Source organism: Vibrio pomeroyi, assembly GCF_024347595.1.
GTDB classification, from domain to species: Bacteria; Pseudomonadota; Gammaproteobacteria; order Enterobacterales; family Vibrionaceae; genus Vibrio; species Vibrio pomeroyi.
Genome location: NZ_AP025506.1, coordinates 140,682 through 159,707, shown reverse-complemented (window position 1 = coordinate 159,707; position 19,026 = coordinate 140,682). Strand labels below are relative to the sequence as shown.

The window sequence follows — 19,026 nt, the reverse complement described above, 5'->3', positions numbered from 1 at the left end:
GGCCTTTTTGATTTTTCGATTCTAAACTTAGAACGCTAAACCGTTAGGTTCGACGCTTCAGGTATTAGATTCCGTATTGAGCGCGGTACGCTTTTACTGCGTCTAGGTGTGCTGCATCTGTGCCTTTCTCTTCAAGGAAAGTCACAAGGTCAGTCAGGCTAACGATTGAGATGATTGCACAACCGAAATCGCGTTCAACTTCTTGAATTGCAGACAGCTCGCCTTTGCCTTTCTCTTGACGGTCGATAGCAACAAGCACGCCCGCTAAGTCAGCTCCGTTAGCTTGGATGATTTCCATCGACTCACGAATTGCAGTTCCTGCAGTGATCACATCGTCCACCAGCATGATACGGCCTTCAAGTGCACTACCGACTAGGTTGCCACCTTCACCGTGATCTTTCGCTTCTTTACGGTTAAAGCAGTAAGGCGTGTCCACATCGTGGTGATCTGCCAGTGCTACAGCTGTTGTCGTCGCGATTGGGATACCTTTGTATGCAGGGCCAAATAGTACATCGAACTCAATACCTGAATCAGCCAATGCCGCTGCGTAGAAGCGACCTAAACGTGCTAGGTCACGACCTGTATTAAACAATCCAGCATTGAAGAAGTAAGGGCTCTTACGGCCAGACTTTAAAGTAAACTCACCAAACTTAAGTACTTCTTTCTCTAGTGCAAATTCAATAAATTCACGTTGATATGCTTTCATGTTCTTCCTCTACGTTTATTCAATAAAACTTAACTTACTCTCTGCACTACCCTTTCGAGTTTTACAGACAAAAAAATAGCCCCTTATGAAAGGAGCTATCTAAAAACTATTCTGCTAACGCCGACTTCTGCGCTTCAACAATATCGGCAATGCCCTTATTCGCCAGGGCTAAAAGCTGCATCAGCTCTTCGTGGCTGAACGGTTCGCCTTCCGCGGTGCCTTGAATCTCAATCATCTTACCGTCTTCCGTCATTACAACGTTCATGTCGGTATCTGCCGCTGAGTCTTCAACGTACTCAAGGTCACACAGTGCTTGTGCACCAACAATGCCCACTGAAACAGCCGCTACGTGGCCTTTCATTGGGTTCTTTTTAAGTTTGCCGCTTGCTAGTAGGCTGTTGATAGCATCAGCCATTGCTACGCTTGCACCTGAGATAGAAGCAGTACGTGTACCGCCGTCTGCTTGGATAACATCACAATCGACAGTGATCATGATTTCACCCATTACTTTCAGGTCAACAACTGCACGTAGGCTACGCGCGATCAGACGTTGGATTTCCATCGTACGACCGCCTTGCTTACCGCTCGCCGCTTCACGACGGTTACGAGTGTGCGTTGCACGTGGCAGCATGCCGTATTCAGCGGTTACCCAACCCTTACCTTGACCTTTCAACCAACGCGGTACGTTTTCTTCTACCGTCGCATTACATAGAACTTTAGTGTTGCCGAACTCAACTAATACAGAACCCTCAGCATAAGCTGTGTAGTTACGAGTAATTTTAATTGGACGAATTTGATCTACAGCGCGGTCATTTGGACGCATTGGTATCTACCTTATTAACAGTCTGAAGTGATTTACTATCGAAAGAGTGCATCACCTAAGAAAGGGGTGAGACAGTTTTGATTGGGGCGAGATTATATAGCAGTTTATCTTTCAAATCTATTTGCCGTTCAAACCTATTTATCATGAAAGGCTATTTATAGTGAAAATCAATCGACTTCGGGTGCAACTCGTATCGTGATACTATGCGTGCGCGTTATTTTCAGAATGATAAAAGACAGGAAAATTCGATGATTTATAGTATGACCGCGTACGCACGCAAAGAAGTAAAAGGCGATTGGGGTACAGCAGTATGGGAAATCCGTAGTGTAAACCAACGCTACCTAGAAACTTACTTCCGTATGCCTGAACAGTTCCGTGGTTTAGAGCCAATCCTACGTGAGCGTTTCCGTAAGCGTCTAGCGCGCGGCAAGGTTGAATGTAACCTACGCTTCGAAGCAAACCCAGCCGCTAAAGGTGAGCTAAGCATCAACGAAGGTTTGGCACAGCAAGTAATTAATGCGGCTAACCAAGTAATGACCATGACAGGCGAAGACAGCCGTTTGAACCCATTCCAAGTGATGAACTGGCCTGGTGTGATGGAAACTCCAGAGCAAGACATGGATGCGATCAACAAAGACCTGCTAGACGCATTCAACGATGCGATTGCAGAGTTCATTGATGCTCGTGCTCGTGAAGGTGAAAACATGAAAGCGCTAATCGTACAGCGCTTAGATGCGATCACTGAAGAAGTAGTGAAAGTTCGTGCACGCATGCCTGAAATCCTAGAATGGCAACGTGAGCGTCTACTTAACAAGTTTGAAGAAGCAAAAATTGAACTTGAAGGTTCTCGTGTTGAGCAAGAGCTTATCCTACTGGCTCAGAAGTCAGACGTAGCCGAAGAACTAGACCGTCTAGACTCTCACGTGAAAGAAGCAAACGCAGTATTGAAGAAAGGCGGCGCATGTGGCCGTAAGCTGGACTTCATGATGCAAGAGTTCAACCGTGAATCAAACACGCTAGCATCTAAGTCTATCAGCACAGACATCACAGCTTCTGGTGTAGAGTTGAAAGTTCTTATCGAACAGATGCGTGAGCAGATCCAGAACATTGAATAACAGTCTGTTAATAGCAGTCTTGGTTAACTAAAAATGAGCTCCTAGTTTTAGGGGCTTTTTTATTGATACAACAATAACAATCACGGCAAGTCAGTGAGTAAGCAATTACGCAGGAGATTTTTTAGAGCAAAGAATAGATACAGCTATAGATAGAACAGAGCGGGTATAACAAAAGGATTTAAGCGTTTTTTTGAAGAGGGTGTTGCGGTGGAACTGGGGGGTACAGGCTTGAGAGAAAGTGACGCAAGTTGCTGTTGCAACCTGCGCCGACTTAAAATCTTATAGAGCTACAACGTTTGCAGCTTGAAGACCTTTTTGGCCTTGCTCTACTTCGAAAGACACTTGTTGGCCTTCTTTAAGAGTTTTGAAACCTTCAGAAGCGATAGCACGGAAGTGTACGAATACGTCAGCGCCGCCGTTGTCTTGAGTTAGGAAACCGAAACCTTTCTCTTCGTTAAACCATTTTACTACGCCGTTTACTTTGTTAGACATGATGTGTCCCTTATATAAAAATAAAAAATTAATCGCCAAAAAGTGCGATGCGCTGAAAGCTTGAATTATTTAATGTATCTATGAAGCTAAGGGAAACACTGAGAATAACAATGAAGCAATACTAAGGGTTTTACTTTACAACTGGATGTTTCATTTAATAACCCTGAAAACAGAGCGAGGACATTCTTGGTGATCCTAGCTAGGTTGTAAAGCGTTATTTAAAGAAAACGACGTTTTTTCGCTCAAGCTCCCCTTATAAAAAAAACCAGCGCTATCGCTGGGCTTCATTTATAAAGTCTTAACCTTCAAAGTTTTACTCATCTGGCTGCTTGGTTCGTAGATCCACATAAGGCCAGTAATGATGTCCAACACGAATTAATAGCGTCGCTGCTGCCAAAATAAATGCAGCTAGAGACAACCAAACGATCAATACCGCATCGAGCTCTTTCATACCTAAAGTGATGTAACGAGCAATTGCCATCATCGCGATGTAGATAGGGTACCTAACAGGAATCTTACCATTCACCACAAACTGCTGAACCATGGCCAACACTTCGAGATAGATAAACATCAACAGAATATCGGTCAGTTGCACTCGGCGTTCAGCGAATACATGCATGAACTCTTCGACCATCGCAAACAGGGTCGCCAGCGTGATCGCCACTAGCAGTACCGCTTCCATAATGTGGAATACTTTTAAAAACGGCTTACTAAAAGATTTAGGTAAGTGAGAAGGCATAGTCACTCTTCAAAAAATAATTAATCCAGTCTCTACAATAGCATGCATCAATATAAGTCGCGTACTCTCAAAGCATCGACTTTAGGATAACGCCACCAGTTACACATCTAGAAGCGACAGATACAAAAATGGCTCCACATTCACTGCAGAGCCATCTACTGGTCTTTTACTTAACGCCTGTTCTTAACAAACGCTACTTACCGAGCAGCCTTATAGCAGAATCAGGTAAGTTAGAAACACCACACACAGTCCGTAGATAAGTGGGTGAACTTCTTTGCGCTTACCCGCAACAACCATAGTGAATGCGTAGCTGATGAAGCCCATCGCCATACCGTTCGCTGGTGAGAAGCTCAGTACTGTGAACATGATAGTGAAGAAGGCTGCAATGCGTGACTCTTTCTTCTCCCAGTTGATCTGACCAAGACGACCTACCATGTAAATGCCCACTACTACCATAGCAGGCGCAACCATAGCTGCCGAGAAGATAGAGAAGATTGGGTATAGGAATAGCGAAATTAAGAACAAGCCTGCAACCATCACTGCCGCTAAGCCCGTTTTTGCACCTTGAGAAGAAGCGATACCAGACTCAGAGAAAGCGGTGATCGATGTCGTACCAAGAATCGAACCAATCACCGTACCACCCGCATCCGCCACTAGAGCTGACTTCGCATTTGGCACCTTGCCATCTTTATCGATGATGCCCGCATCGCGACCAACACCAACAATCGTGCTCAAGCCATCGAAGAAATCAACAATCAGGAAGATAAGCACGATGAACAATAGGTCGAACATTTTCTCTGGAGTGAAAGCAGAGAAATCAAAGATAGCGCCGAAGCTGCCTGCCATGCTTGGTGGCATCGCAACTAGCTGTTCTGGGATTGGCGCGTTTGATGTACCCATGAATACGTCAGCAAGAATGGTTAACACGATAGCTGAAACGAACGAGATGAAGGTCGCCAACTTAATGTCACGAACCATACAACCAAGCGCGATGAAGATACTCACATAAGCGATGATCACTTTTGGATCGGAAATGTCACCTAAGCCAACCAATACGAATGGGTTAGAAACGATGATGCCTGCATTCTTAAGACCTAAGAAAGCGATGAACAAACCGAGAGAAACCGTAATCGCCAACTTCAAATCTTCAGGAATCGACTCAATCATCGATTTACGGATATTGGTTAATGAGAATGCGAGGTAAAGAATACCGGAAAGGAAGATACCAAATAACGCTTCATTCCAAAGTACCGCTACTGAACCACTTAATAGTAAACCTTTGAAGAAGCCATTCATGCTCATGCCAGGCGCAAGCATTACTGGGTAGTTACCCCAAATACCCATGATTAGGGTCGCGATAGCCGCAGACAGAGCCGTCGCAGTAAACACGGCACCTTTATCCATGCCTGGAATATCACCCAGAATCGCTGGGTTCACCGCCAGAATGTAGCTCATTGCCAAGAAAGTAATGAAACCCGCATACAGCTCAGTGCCAATCGTGGTTTTTCTTTCGGTGATTTTAAACATCGAATCAAGCGAGCCAGAGGTGTTCTGGGTTTTCAGGGTGGAATCGGTACTCACAACAAAACCTTTGCAATAAATTAAAAATTTGGTGATTCAAATGCTGTGAGAATAGAGAGGTCTCTACACTAAAAACTGTAGTCACCAAGGTAGGCTCGGTAGTAGAAACATCTAGTCCATATCACTAGATATATACAGCATTTAATCGTTTGCGCGGATTGTAAGGATTGAGATTAAAACTTCAACAAATTTTGTCCAGATCACATAAAAAAGTACCGATGGCCTGTCATTACATTTCTACGAAGATCGTCGAGAAGATCATTCGTTAATAAATAACGATCAAGCCAGTTGTTCTCAATCATCTAAATATGCTACTCTTCGCCTCCATTTTTCTGACCTAATTTTCACCAGTTGCCGCTATATACGCGCAATTACCGGAACGTAATTAAGGTCAGTGCTATCTTTTATAGTGTAGGTTTATCGCCTTCACTCAATCCAACCAACAGTGGAAATATACAGATGGGCAAAGGTACTCTTTACATCGTATCTGCACCTAGTGGCGCAGGTAAGTCGAGCTTGATCTCAGCAATGCTAGAAACCAATCCAACCTACGCAATGAAGGTATCTGTTTCACACACCACTCGCGGTATGCGCCCTGGTGAAGAAAATGGTGTTCACTACCACTTCGTAGAGAAGCACCACTTCGAAGACCTAATCAATAAAGGTGAGTTCCTAGAGTACGCTGAAGTATTCGGCAACTACTACGGTACTTCACGCGTTTGGATTGAAGAAAACCTAGACCGCGGTATCGATGTATTCCTAGATATCGACTGGCAAGGTGCTCGTCAGATCCGTGAACAGATGCCTCAAGCGAAGAGTGTATTCATTCTTCCACCATCAAATGGTGAGCTAGAGCGTCGTCTAAATGTTCGTGGTCAAGACAGCGACGAAGTTATTGCGAAACGCATGAGCGAAGCAAAGTCTGAAATTTCTCACTACAGTGAGTATGACTATGTGATCGTGAATGATGACTTTGATGCAGCCCTAATGGACTTCAGAGCAATCATTCGTGCGGAGCGTTTGAAAGAAGATAAGCAAGCAGCTAAATACAGCGGCATGCTTACAGCACTACTGGCGGAATAATCTAGAACTAGATTTTCCATTGAGATAAGTATACGGTGATCTAGAAAGTCTCTAGTTAAACTTGTATACTTTCTCGTCATCAAAAATTTATTAGTTAATTACTATTTGGAGTCCTCATGGCACGCGTAACTGTTCAAGACGCTGTTGAAAAAGTTGGCAACCGTTTCGACCTAGTTCTTATTGCGGCTCGCCGCGCACGTCAAATGCAAACTGGCGGTAAAGATTCACTAGTGCCTGAAGAAAACGATAAGCCAACGGTTATCGCTCTTCGCGAAATCGAAGAAGGTCTTATCACTAAAGACGTACTAGATGCTCGCGAACGTCAAGAGCAACAAGAGCAAGAAGCGGCTGAACTTGCAGCAGTAAGCAGCATCGCTCACACTCGTTAAGAACGTCATTCGAACTAATTAACCTTCCGGGCCTTTAATTTGTATCTATTCGATAGCCTCAAAGACGTTGCCCAAGAATACCTAACAGAGCCTCAAATTGAGGCTCTGCGTCAATCTTATGTGGTAGCGAGAGACGCCCATGAAGGGCAAACCCGCTCAAGCGGTGAACCATACATTATCCACCCTGTAGCTGTTTCAAGAATCCTGGCAGAAATGCGTCTGGATATCGAAACCCTGCAAGCTGCTCTACTTCATGATGTGATTGAAGACTGTGATGTCACTAAAGAAGATCTAGAGGAAAAATTTGGCAATACCGTTGCTGAATTGGTTGATGGTGTATCTAAGCTGGATAAGCTTAAATTTCGTGATCGCAAAGAAGCGCAAGCAGAGAACTTCCGAAAGATGGTTCTCGCCATGGTGCAAGACATCCGCGTTATCTTGATCAAATTAGCTGACCGTACTCACAACATGCGCACGCTTGGGGCACTTCGTCCTGACAAAAAGCGTCGTATTGCTCGTGAAACCCTAGAGATCTATTCTCCGCTAGCTCACCGTCTTGGTATTCATAACATCAAGACTGAACTAGAAGAGCTGGGCTTCGAAGCCCTCTACCCTAACCGTTATCGCGTACTGAAAAACGTAGTGAAAGCTGCGCGTGGTAACCGTAAGGAAATGATCCAACGTATCCATAGCGAAATCGAAGGCCGCCTTGAAGAAGTCGGTTTGCCTGCTCGCGTACTTGGTCGTGAAAAGAACCTGTTCTCCATCTACAACAAGATGAAAACCAAAGAGCAGCGCTTCCACACCATTATGGACATCTACGCTTTCCGCGTCGTGGTTGATACCCCAGATACTTGTTATCGCGTACTTGGTCAGGCTCACAGCCTGTACAAGCCTCGTCCTGGCCGCATGAAAGATTACATCGCGGTACCAAAAGCCAACGGCTACCAATCTCTGCACACATCAATGATCGGCCCTCACGGGGTGCCAGTTGAAGTTCAGATCCGTACTGAAGATATGGATCAAATGGCAGACAAAGGTGTCGCTGCGCACTGGTCTTACAAAGGCAATGGCTCACGCAGCAGTAATGGCACAACCGCACAGGTTAAAGCACAACGTTGGATGCAGAGCTTACTTGAGCTGCAACAAAGTGCCGGTAACTCATTCGAATTCATTGAAAACGTTAAGTCTGATCTGTTCCCAGATGAGATCTTCGTGTTCACGCCGAAGGGGCGCATTGTCGAGCTTCCTGCAGGCGCAACAGCGGTCGATTTTGCTTACGCGGTACATACCGATGTCGGCAACATGTGTGTAGGTGCTCGTGTAGACATGAACCCTTACCCACTCAGCAAATCGCTGAAGAACGGTCAAACCATTGAGATCATCAGTGCTCCGGGCGCACGTCCGAATGCAGCATGGCTCAACTACGTAGTAACATCTCGTGCGCGTACTAAGATCCGTCAGGTTCTGAAAACGATGCGCCGTGAAGAGTCTATTACGCTAGGTCGTCGCCTACTGAATCACGCACTTGGTGAACACTCTATTGCCGATATCGGCCAAGAGAACCTTGAGCATGTATTGTCAGACTTACGCCTAGATAACATTGAAGACTTGCTCGCATCAATTGGTCTTGGTGAGCTGATGAGTATCGTTATTGCTCGTCGCCTACTTGGTGATGCTGACGAACTGACTGAAGTGGAAAACAACAGCGACACACCTAGGAAGAAACTTCCGATCCGTGGTGCTGAAGGTCTACTGCTAACGTTCGCTAACTGTTGTCACCCGATTCCAGATGATCACATCATTGCCCATGTATCTCCAGGTCGCGGCCTTGTGGTTCACCGTGAAACGTGTCCAAACGTTCGTGGTTATCAGAAAGAACCAGACAAATACATGGCGGTTGAATGGTCTGACGATTACGACCAAGAGTTCACAGCTGAACTTCAGGTTGATCTGCAGAACCACCAAGGTGCACTGGCTGAGTTAACTAACGTTATCTCAAAAACAGGCTCTAACATTCACGGTATTTCAACCGAAGAACGCGATGGACGCTTGTACACAGTGACAATCTTGCTGACCACCAAAGATCGTGTTCACCTTGCGAGCATTATGAAGAAGCTACGTGTAATGCCACACGCGCTGAAAGTAAGACGTCGTAAGAACTAGATCTAAAAGCAGATAGATAAAGCAGATGAGAGATACGAGTCTCGAGATGCGAAGAGCAAAAGCTTTTCACCACTCAACCTATCGTATTTCGAGTCTGCTTTAATTTTTTTACTGCCCTATTCTTTCATTCCCCGATAAATCCAAGCTCCTATTTGCTCTTAATCTCTTCGAATCTCGTTTACCCGTATCACGAATCTGCTCTTATCTCTTCGTATCTCGTTTACTCGCATCACGAATCTGCTCTTATCTCTTCGTATCTCGTTTACTCGCATCCCGTATCTGCTTCTAAGCTTTATCCTGTACAAAAATCCAGTAAAATGCTTGAATAGATTATCTCTCTTACGTTTATGAGCCTTGTTATGTCACAGCTTTTATCTGCTATCCCTCTCAACTCTTTATCTGGAGTCGGCGCTAAAGTCGCAGAGAAACTGGAAAAGGTTGGGCTTAACAACGTACAGGACTTGCTGTTTCACCTGCCTTTGCGCTACGAAGATAGAACACGCATCTACCCGATCGTAAAACTGCACGCTGGCCTATGGGCTGCTGTACAAGGCAAGGTGATGCACGTCGATACCATTTTCGGTAAACGTAAGATGTTGGCGGTAAAGATCAGTGACGGTAATGGCACGATTACTCTGCGCTTTTTCAACTTCACCGCTGGTATGAAGAACAACTTTGCCGAAGGCAAACAAGTCCATGCCTATGGCGAGATCAAGCGCGGTAATATGGGGCTTGAGATCGTCCATCCGGATTACAAATTCTTTGCCCCAAGGCAGCAACCAGACGTTGAAGCGAACCTAACGCCGGTGTACCCAACTACTGAAGGGCTGAGACAAGTCACGCTGCGTAATCTGACTGATCAAGCGTTAGAACTGATCGACAAAGCAGCAGTAAACGAGCTGCTACCGTCAGGCTTATACGACCACCAAATTACCCTAGCACAAGCTCTGCATACCATTCACAGGCCACCTCCGGGCATTGACCTAGAGTTGTTTGATGAAGGTAAACACCCTGCGCAACTGCGTCTGATTATGGAAGAGTTATTGGCTCAAAACCTGTCGATGCTGTCGGTTCGCAGCAAAGGGCAGCAAGACAAAGCGATGCCTTTTCCTCCAGTAAATACTCTGAAAGATAAATTGCTGGCTCAGCTGCCGTTTTCTCCAACCAATGCTCAAGCACGAGTGACAAAAGAGATCGAAGCTGACTTAGAAAAACCGCACCCTATGATGCGCTTAGTGCAGGGTGATGTGGGATCAGGTAAAACCTTGGTTGCTGCATTGGCGGCGGTTCGAGCATTAGAACATGGCCAACAAGTCGCTTTGATGGCCCCAACTGAGCTATTGGCAGAACAGCACGCAATCAACTTTGCCAACTGGTTTGAAGCAATGGGCATTCAAGTGGGTTGGCTAGCAGGTAAACTCAAAGGTAAGGCTCGTGAGACTGAACTGGCGCGCATTGCCAGTGGCGAAGCGCAGATGGTGGTGGGCACTCATGCTCTCTTCCAAGAACATGTCGAGTTCAAAAACCTTGGTCTCGTGATCATTGATGAACAGCACCGATTTGGTGTCCACCAGCGACTAGAGCTGCGCGAGAAAGGTGCAAAGCAGGGCTACTACCCTCACCAGTTGGTGATGACAGCAACGCCAATTCCACGAACATTGGCAATGACGGCCTACGCCGATCTCGAAACCTCAATCATTGATGAATTACCGCCGGGGCGAACGCCCATTCAAACCGTGGCAATTCCAGATACCAAGCGTGATGACATTGTTGAGCGCGTGCGTAATGCGTGCCTTAACGAGGGCAAGCAAGCCTATTGGGTATGTACGCTGATTGATGAATCTGAAGTATTAGAAGCGCAAGCTGCGGCTGATACTGCTGAAGAGCTGCAACGAAAACTGCCTGATGTGAAAATAGGTTTGGTACACGGACGAATGAAGCCTACTGAAAAACAAGCGGTAATGCAGGAGTTCAAAGAGAACAAACTTCACCTATTGGTTGCGACGACTGTAATTGAAGTCGGTGTGGATGTTCCGAATTCGAGCTTAATGATCATCGAGAACCCAGAACGCCTTGGCTTAGCTCAACTTCACCAATTGCGCGGTCGTGTAGGCCGTGGGTCGGTCGCGAGCCATTGTGTATTGCTGTATCACTCACCGCTGTCTAAAACCGCTCAGAAGCGCTTGGGCGTGCTACGTGAAAGTAACGATGGCTTTGTAATAGCACAGCGTGATTTAGAGATCCGCGGCCCCGGTGAACTGCTTGGTACCAAACAAACTGGCTTGGCTGATTTTAAGATTGCCGACTTAGTTCGTGACCAACGCTTAATTCCTGAAGTGCAGCGTATCGCTCGTCATATTCATGATAGCTACCCAGACAATGCTAAAGCGATCATCAATCGCTGGTTAGGTGAACGCGATGTCTATTCTAAGGCGTAATTAGCCCTCATAATCCCGCTTAAAACGTAAAAAGGCTTCCACAAGGAAGCCTTTTTAATGCGCGTTACTTTCACAAGCAAGAGCGAGATTCCCTACTCGTTCGTTCCTCACGACAGGGAATGACGAAAGGTTGTGGATAGGTATCGTCCGACTCAGATTTTACCACCAGTCTTACTCAACCTTTTTCTCTAGCGTCAGTTCTACATAGTAAGCAAGAGCTTCAAGGTTAAGCACACCGTTTGCGCTTAATACACCAGAATACTTATCACACCGTCATCCCCGAGAGGGAAGAATGACCGAGTCGGGGATCTCTTAATAACTCCCCGAACCAAACTCATCGTAATCACACGAACCGATGACAACTAAGGCTTAACAGGGAAACTGATCTGAGCCTTCAAGCCACCTTCACTACGGTTATTCACTACGACCGCACCTTGGTGTTGGCTGACAATACGTTTCACGATCGCCAAGCCTAAGCCTGTCCCCTCACTACCACGAGCTGTGTCACCACGCGTAAACGGTTCAAACAGCTTACCGATTTGGTCTTGTGGAATACCCGGGCCGTTATCTTCTACCGTTACCCAAGCCAGTTTGTTATCTGCTGTCATGCCAGTTGATACCTTCACCCAGCCATTACCGTAACGCAGCGCGTTCACCACCAAGTTACTCACCGCACGCTTCATTGCGATCGGGTTACCCAGTGCTGGCTTCATCGATTCCGGAATATCAGTTTCAATCTGTACCTCATAGCCACCTTCTGAGCTCGACACTTCACGCGCAATATCATCCACGAATACCGCTTGGAACGACTCACGATCGACTGGCTTTAGGTAATCCATAAATTGGCTGATGATCTCGTTACACTCTTCCGTATCACTGATGATCCCTTCCGCTAAGTAACCATCTTCTGGCGACATCATCTCAGTCGCTAAGCGAATGCGGGTCAATGGGGTACGTAAATCATGACTGATACCCGCCATCAAGAGAGCCCTATCTTCTTCCAGTTCTTGAATGCCTTTCGACATCTGGTTGAAGGCTCGAGTTACCGAGCGAATCTCTTGTGCACCTTGCACTGGCAATGGTGGGGGAATGTCACCTCGCCCCACTCCTTGCGCAGCTTTCTCTAGCGCAATCAACGGGCGGTTTTGCAATCGGATAAACAGCCAACCACCAGCGACGATCAACATCGCCATGATCAAGCTGTTGCGAAATAGCGGCGCGAAATCTTCTTCTTGTAGCTCAGACAGCGGAATACGAATCAGAGAGTTGGGCAACTGATCGATATCCATCCACAGCACATAACTCTCTTTGCCGAGAATCAACCGCACTTCGGTTTCAGAGCCGAGCTCTTTGGTCATCTCCTCACTCATCAGGTCAATCGCTACTGCATGGTAATACTCGCCCGCGGCTTCACTGTCCTTGGCATGAACAGTTACCCCTAACTGCTCAAGCACACGCTGGCGCAGCGGTGCATCAATTTCGATATCACTGCCTTGGTCCAACACTAGGTTTAACTCATGTGCCAATATCTTATTAAACTGCTGCAAACTCGGCATCAAAGCATAGTTAAACACGGCGTAGTAAGAAAAGATTTGGCTAGCGACCAATAGCGTTAAGAAAAGCACTATCGACTGAGTAAAGGAGCTACGTATGCGCATGGGGCACCCAAAGTGTAGAGAGAAAAAACAAAGCGTTATATGACTATAACTCTAAACAATTATCCTGAATACAAAACGGGCCATCACATATCAATGAGATGGCCCGTAAATAGAGAATTCTGAATCACAGAATCAATAAAGCTGCTGTAGAGCTTATTAAGCTGACTTACACAGCCTTACCATCAGGAACAAAGACATAACCTAAGCCCCACACCGTTTGGATGTAGCGAGGTTTGCTTGGGTCTTCTTCCACTAGACGACGTAGACGTGAAATCTGAACATCGATAGAACGTTCCATCGCTGAATACTCACGGCCACGGGCCATGTTCATCAGTTTATCGCGAGACATTGGCTCACGCGCGTTAGTCACTAGCGACTTAAGTACCGCAAATTCCCCTGAAGTAAGCGGCATTGGCTCTTCACCACGGAACATTTCACGTGTACCTAAGTTCAAGCGGAACTCACCAAACTCAACCACAGACTCTTCTGTGCTTGGTGCACCCGGCGCTTCAATCACTTGGCGACGCAGTACCGCTTTGATACGAGCAAGCAGTTCGCGTGGGTTAAATGGTTTCGGTAGGTAATCATCAGCTCCCACTTCCAAGCCCACAATACGATCCACTTCATCACCCTTTGCCGTCAGCATCAGGATAGGTAGCGAGTTGTTTGCATTTCTTAGACGACGACAGATCGAAAGACCATCTTCGCCCGGCAACATTAAGTCCAATACCATCAAGTGAAAGTTTTCACGGGTTAACAGGCGGTCCATCTGCTCACTGTTTGCCACGCTACGCACTTGAAAGCCTTGCTCTGAAAGATAGCGCTCTAACAAAGCACGTAAACGAGCATCGTCATCGACCACTAAAATTTTGTAGTTTTCTTGCATGTAATGGTTCCACCTATTAAAACTCAAACCTAAGGTTAAGCATTCTTGGTAAATGTGTATTGGTATAAGACATTAAAAATGTAACATTCTTGGAGAAAAAGTCGCCTAAAGAATTGTTAACGTATGTTGCCTTTCTATATATTCTATCTTAGAACATCATTTCATTAAGTCAGATTTATGAAAACAAACCTAATCACTCGTGAGGGTTATGAAAGACTCACAAAAGAGCTTAACTTTTTGTGGCGTGAAGATCGTCCAGAGGTCACCAAGAAAGTGACTTGGGCTGCAAGCCTTGGCGATCGCAGCGAAAATGCCGACGTTTCCTTTAGAACCACTCTAAAAATACTAAAGTGGCTGCTGTATTGACTCTACTGAAAACAAAAATAGTACACATACTATATATGTGTACTATTTTAAAACTACCGTTATTGAGTGGTGGCGCTGCCCCCTTAGTATACAAGTACAGCTCTAAGTCACCATCGGACAAAATTCTATATCTCTTTTACTAACTTCGTTTACTCTCTACTTAGATAGTTTAATTGGAATGCTAAGAAGTTAAGCATTGCATACTATTAGTTGCTGCAGGTTGTAAGTATCGGTGCTTTTCAAAGTTAACTTTGCTCATATAAACGGTATGACGCACTAATTAAAGAAATTGCTATTTCCTTATCTGTATCATCATACTTAAGTTGTCTCAAAGCATAGGAATACAAAGATGCTGCAAGCTCTCTGTTACCGACTCCAATCTCATACGCCCACTCTCTGCAAAACCTTATACTTTTTTCTACAGGGCAACCATCCACATAAGCATCAAGATTCTCCCAATTTGCTAAATTATCTTCTGTTGGCCAACTTCCCAGTCTTCCTAAAGTTGCAGGGTGGAAAAGGAAACTACACTCCAATGTCAATGGATCTATAATGCTTATACCTTCAGAAACATCTCCATAATCAATGAGAGTAGCCTTCTTGGAAGGAACATCTAACAGGATGTTTTCTCCATGGAAATCACCGTGAGTACACGATACTTTGCAATTAACACCTTGCGATTCAAACGCTTGAGCCTCGACTAAGTTAAACTGAGAAAATAGCCTTGTTGCTGTTTCATCAGTGACCAATTGCTGCCGTATGTCTCGAATCGTTTTTCGTGCGTGTCTAGAACTTGAATGCCAGGGCATTAACATAGATTTTATTGAAGTTTCTAGTTCTTCATCTAAAACTACATTAAGACTAGCTCTGAAAAAAGAATCATCATAGTTCTCCGCTAGGCCATAAAAAACGCCACAAATAGAACCAGCTGCATACCTGAAATGACCAAGAATTCTAGGTGTTGCTTCCGGTTTAAGTCTATTGATATAGCTATTATAGTTGTCAGCGTCTGCCTTTATATCTTCCTTAGGGCCACACTTACAGATAGCTCTATGAATAATGCACCCTGAAGTGTCTTGAATTTGAACCGAATAAACTTTCGCAGCTGACAATCCTCCGCCAATTTGGCGAACCTCACCTAGACTACCACCATAAAAGTTAGTGAAGACGCGAAGTAGTCTGTCATGCTCTATCGGCAATGACTCAGCACCAGTCAAAAGTTCAACTTCTAAGATAGACGAGAAATCAGAGTATGTTTTCTTTATCTTATCAGACAACTCTCCAATTCTAGTCTTCGTAAGATGCTCGATAGTCCCTCGCTCCTTACCCGTTCCCCATATATCTACTTGGTTAGAATTCCCCAAAAAATCTTGGAACATATCAGGAGTACTTGTACCTGTGAGTATGAGGATAGGAGTACCAGCCGACACTTCAATGACTTTTCCAAGAACGGCTAACCCATTTGAAGCATCTTTTTCAAAACTTCCAGACACATCTGGGATTGAGAGATCAAGAGTTACATAATCGAAAAATGCGCCTGAACCCAAGAGCTCAAAAGCCTCATCCCGAGATGAAACAATTGAAATATTCACCTGAGCACATTCCGCTCTAAAAGTACTCTCTATAAAACCTGCTATGTCAGAGTCATCTTCGACAACTAAGACATTAAAATGCCTGTTAGACACTAAAAATTCCCCCACCTTAATAATAACTTCGCTCCACCAGTTTCAACGTTAGAAAGCTCTGCATAGCCACCAATGTTATCCATTGCTTGCTGCATAATTCCCATCCCAAACCCAGTGTGTCCTTGTTTGCTCGTATTTCCAATTTTGAAAGCAGCTTTGGGATCCCCTTGGAAGCCAATACCATTATCTATAACGGATATCCACGAGTCTTTGTCACTACGACCCCATGAAACAGTGAGTGTTTTATGCATTACCTCTTTTAGCATCAGTAAGGATTCACAACTGTTCCTTATTGCATTAGAAAGAGCTAAGGTGAGTAAATCTGGGTCGGAGTTAATGATACATGGCTGAGCACCTTCCAAGCTCACACTTATTCCCATGTCACCACAAACCTCTTCATGTACTATGTTCCTAATTAGCTGGGACAGATCTGTTTCGATACTTTCTGCTTCATGAGTCGACATTCTCAAACTTTCGATTGCGCAAAAAATCTGATTTAATCGATCGATATATAGCTTGGCCTGACTGGCTTCATAGTTACCAATCTCGCTCTTAAGGCATTCATTGAGCAGTCCTAGCTTTGGTGCTAACTCATGCAGAATAACCCCAGAAAACTCGTCAATCGCTTGGTTTTTTAGGTGCTTTCTCAAGTCTTCAGGTTGTTCACCTTCTAAACCCTGATCTATTTCAACCAAGTTGGAAGCAGAGCTATTCGATAGTCGGTAAAGCGCTTTGTCCAAAGCTAACTTTATATGACGAACCCTTTCAGTACGCCGGGTCGCCTCCAATTCCTTTTTCATATCTGTATGAGTGTGATTCGAGAAGTACACTGCACTTTCGAAGCGCTTCATTTGATCGCTAGAAGTAAGATTAGACTTGGCCAGTTGATATCCAGCATTACTCATAAAAATTAGCTCTACATCTGAATGCTTCTCTACCGCCTTCCATTACAGAAGAAATAGCGTCAACAATATTTGGTTGCATTAATGGCCCATAAGCAAGTACATACCCTCTGGTACCGTCAGAATTTAAGTGAATAACTTCTTCCGCTTCTCCCAAAACAGGTACGTTCGCATTATGCGTTGTAACTATGGTTTGCCCTTGCCCTTTCCTTCTCTTTATTGATGCAATCAATGTTTCTACGATAAATGCATTGTCGATATGATCTTCTGGTTGATCCACGATTAAAGCAAAATCTTTATGAGCTAGAATAATTGGTAAAATAACAGTGCATCGTTGTCCAGTAGAAAGCTCAGCCAACCCTTTCGTTTCAGACCCATCTAAAAGTTCTAGGATTACTTCATCCTCAAGGTTTACCGTGGCAACTGAATTAATACTCGATTTCAGAGCGTTAATAACCCTAGATGCCCTATCTTTTGTAATGCTTAGCATTAATAAAAATGAGTCGATGTCATCTTCTTCAATAATTTTTAAAAGCATTTGAGGAGGAACGGACTCTGCAATGAGAGGCGCTAGTTCATTGTACTTTATACCACTGCCTTTCAAGGCATTGATGATTACCTGTTGATACTCGTCTAATTGACTACGTTCTTCGAGGTTCACCCTAATTCTTGGAGCCAAAGCTTGGCTCAACATGTTACAAACCTGTTCTCTTTTTTGAGACTTTTCACTACGCACATTATCAAGCTTCGCAAGGGCTAGGTTTCTGTCTTGTTTTACGCTCTCTATCCTTTTAGCTTTATCGTGGTTACTCTTCTCAATACTTTCTAGTTTTGCGATTTCTTCTTTGCAAATTTGGATTTTCCTCGACAACTCACCAGCACCTTTTTGGAGAGTGTCAACTTCCGCTCGCAAGCCTTGACCTTTTTTGGTGATATCTGATTGAAGGAGAAGTAATTTTCCCAGTTCAGACTGGGCAACATCAATTAGCTCATCAAACTTAGAAAACGCATGATCCAAATAATCATATGCCTCAGTACAACTTTCTAACATCTTAGAATATTCATCATTAGAAACTGAATCTGAAAGGTTTAGATTATCTCTAGGGCTTAAAACTATGTGATGAACTTCATCTCTAGTGCTTTCATGTGTTGATATATAGTATCTTAACTGCTCAATATCACTAGTAACCTTTAGGTAATAGTCGGAAAGCTCAGATAATGCTTTGCTTTTGCTATTGACGTCTTCAGATGCCGTTGTCAAAGCTTCTTGCTCTTTAATCAAGTCGACCAAACTAAGTTTCAGCTTCGGGAGAGCTATGAGTCTATCTTCTGTCTCACTAACGTTATCTGAAAGCTTGATAATCTCTGATGAGTAAGACTCAATTTGAGATATAGACGAGAGCTCTATTAAATCCCAACTGTCTGTGTTGCCAATAAAATCATCAATAAGCTTCAAGCGCCCGCTAGAAACTAATCCGATATTTTCCACTTCTGTTTGAGAGAAGATCAAGGGAAGCTGAATATCGTTATGAACTGGTGGGATAGTTTCCCCGTCCGCTGTCCGCGAAAAAGAGTATGAGTTAACTCCGTCTGACAGTGTGACCATCACTTGTCCATCTTTCAGCACAGATTTCGCGTGTGCTAAAGACTTCGCGTGGGATTCAGCCGTATGACCTTTGATGTCCAAACAGTATCTTATGAGTTCTATAAAAGTGGACTTCCCCGTACCTCTTGCTCCGATCACGGTATTTAGCCCATTTTTCATATCTAGACTCATACCATCTAGGAAACCACCTTCCACCTGTACTTTTTCAATAAATACATTACCCATCAACAATCCCGTCCCACGAAGCTAACTGTTCAAAGCGATTACTTAGTATACATAGATATTAACTAAACACATCAATATCTTATAGTACTCTACATGTGTTGATAGACTAAATGCACTGGTAAAAGTATGCACTACTTCCTTTCACTATAATGTTCATGTGAAACTC

Annotated in this window: 15 protein-coding genes, 1 pseudogene and 1 riboswitch; of the genes and pseudogenes, 6 read left to right on the top strand and 10 right to left on the bottom strand. The window is 44.4% G+C overall.

Annotated elements, in window-relative coordinates:
- Positions 1-64: 64 nt before the first annotated feature.
- The gene (pyrE, locus tag OCV12_RS00700) at positions 65-706 is read right to left on the bottom strand and encodes an orotate phosphoribosyltransferase (protein WP_026084102.1); all 642 of its coding nucleotides are present in this window, start codon (positions 704-706) and stop codon (positions 65-67) included.
- A gap of 106 nt (positions 707-812) precedes the next feature.
- Complete coding sequence (rph, locus tag OCV12_RS00695; RefSeq protein WP_019826449.1) at positions 813-1,529, bottom strand: ribonuclease PH; 717 nt, start codon at positions 1,527-1,529, stop codon at positions 813-815.
- A 248-nt stretch (positions 1,530-1,777) separates the two neighbouring features.
- Between rph and OCV12_RS00690 the strand changes: the two genes are divergently transcribed.
- Positions 1,778-2,644 carry a YicC/YloC family endoribonuclease gene (locus OCV12_RS00690; RefSeq protein ID WP_176680710.1) on the top strand — a complete coding sequence of 289 codons (867 nt, stop codon included), beginning with the start codon at positions 1,778-1,780 and terminating at the stop codon, positions 2,642-2,644.
- A 279-nt stretch (positions 2,645-2,923) separates the two neighbouring features.
- On the opposite strand, the gene cspE is transcribed toward OCV12_RS00690, so the two are convergent.
- The 3 genes from cspE to OCV12_RS00675 all read right to left on the bottom strand — a co-directional run bounded on the left by cspE (position 2,924) and on the right by OCV12_RS00675 (position 5,456).
- The gene (gene cspE / locus OCV12_RS00685) at positions 2,924-3,136 is read right to left on the bottom strand and encodes a transcription antiterminator/RNA stability regulator CspE (protein ID WP_017071067.1); all 213 of its coding nucleotides are present in this window, start codon (positions 3,134-3,136) and stop codon (positions 2,924-2,926) included.
- Between the two features lie 313 nt (positions 3,137-3,449).
- On the bottom strand, positions 3,450-3,875 hold the full coding sequence (locus tag OCV12_RS00680; protein ID WP_026084101.1) for a phosphate-starvation-inducible protein PsiE: 426 nt from the start codon (positions 3,873-3,875) through the stop codon (positions 3,450-3,452).
- A gap of 210 nt (positions 3,876-4,085) precedes the next feature.
- A complete protein-coding gene (locus OCV12_RS00675; RefSeq protein WP_261885110.1) occupies positions 4,086-5,456 on the bottom strand; it encodes an NCS2 family permease in 1,371 nt (456 codons plus the stop codon).
- A gap of 58 nt (positions 5,457-5,514) precedes the next feature.
- A riboswitch (purine riboswitch) is annotated at positions 5,515-5,614 on the bottom strand.
- A gap of 301 nt (positions 5,615-5,915) precedes the next feature.
- Between OCV12_RS00675 and gmk the strand changes: the two genes are divergently transcribed.
- From gmk to recG, 4 genes are all read left to right on the top strand, one after another.
- The gene (gene gmk / locus OCV12_RS00670; RefSeq protein WP_017629495.1) at positions 5,916-6,539 is read left to right on the top strand and encodes a guanylate kinase; all 624 of its coding nucleotides are present in this window, start codon (positions 5,916-5,918) and stop codon (positions 6,537-6,539) included.
- 116 nt (positions 6,540-6,655) lie between these two features.
- Positions 6,656-6,928, top strand: a complete 273-nt coding sequence (gene rpoZ, locus OCV12_RS00665; RefSeq protein ID WP_009848003.1) for a DNA-directed RNA polymerase subunit omega — start codon at positions 6,656-6,658, stop codon at positions 6,926-6,928.
- Positions 6,929-6,967: 39 nt separating this feature from the next.
- On the top strand, positions 6,968-9,094 hold the full coding sequence (spoT, locus tag OCV12_RS00660; RefSeq protein ID WP_261885109.1) for a bifunctional GTP diphosphokinase/guanosine-3',5'-bis pyrophosphate 3'-pyrophosphohydrolase: 2,127 nt from the start codon (positions 6,968-6,970) through the stop codon (positions 9,092-9,094).
- Positions 9,095-9,453: 359 nt separating this feature from the next.
- Positions 9,454-11,532, top strand: a complete 2,079-nt coding sequence (gene recG / locus OCV12_RS00655; RefSeq protein WP_261885108.1) for an ATP-dependent DNA helicase RecG — start codon at positions 9,454-9,456, stop codon at positions 11,530-11,532.
- A 362-nt stretch (positions 11,533-11,894) separates the two neighbouring features.
- Here the strand turns inward: recG and envZ are convergent, their stop codons facing one another.
- Together envZ and ompR are read right to left on the bottom strand one after the other, a co-directional pair.
- Complete coding sequence (envZ, locus tag OCV12_RS00650; RefSeq protein WP_176680708.1) at positions 11,895-13,190, bottom strand: two-component system sensor histidine kinase EnvZ; 1,296 nt, start codon at positions 13,188-13,190, stop codon at positions 11,895-11,897.
- Between the two features lie 166 nt (positions 13,191-13,356).
- The gene (gene ompR, locus OCV12_RS00645) at positions 13,357-14,076 is read right to left on the bottom strand and encodes an osmolarity response regulator transcription factor OmpR (protein ID WP_008218409.1); all 720 of its coding nucleotides are present in this window, start codon (positions 14,074-14,076) and stop codon (positions 13,357-13,359) included.
- Between the two features lie 177 nt (positions 14,077-14,253).
- Here ompR and OCV12_RS00640 point away from each other — a divergent pair.
- Positions 14,254-14,403 (top strand): annotated as a pseudogene (locus OCV12_RS00640) (transcription elongation factor GreB); the annotation flags it as partial.
- A 284-nt stretch (positions 14,404-14,687) separates the two neighbouring features.
- On the opposite strand, the gene OCV12_RS00635 reads toward OCV12_RS00640, so the two are convergent.
- From OCV12_RS00635 to OCV12_RS00625, 3 genes are read right to left on the bottom strand one after another with little or no spacing between them, the layout of a single operon-like run.
- Entirely contained in the window at positions 14,688-16,127 is a 1,440-nt protein-coding gene (locus tag OCV12_RS00635; RefSeq protein ID WP_261885107.1) for a DNA-binding transcriptional response regulator, read from the bottom strand.
- Complete coding sequence (locus OCV12_RS00630) at positions 16,127-17,032, bottom strand: ATP-binding protein (RefSeq protein WP_261885106.1); 906 nt, start codon at positions 17,030-17,032, stop codon at positions 16,127-16,129. Before OCV12_RS00630 ends, OCV12_RS00635 begins: the two co-directional genes overlap by 1 nt.
- Positions 17,025-18,860, bottom strand: coding sequence for an AAA family ATPase (locus OCV12_RS00625; RefSeq protein ID WP_261885105.1), 1,836 nt, complete (start codon positions 18,858-18,860; stop codon positions 17,025-17,027). The genes OCV12_RS00630 and OCV12_RS00625 overlap by 8 nt, the downstream gene beginning before the upstream one ends.
- Between the last annotated feature and the right edge of the window lie 166 nt (positions 18,861-19,026).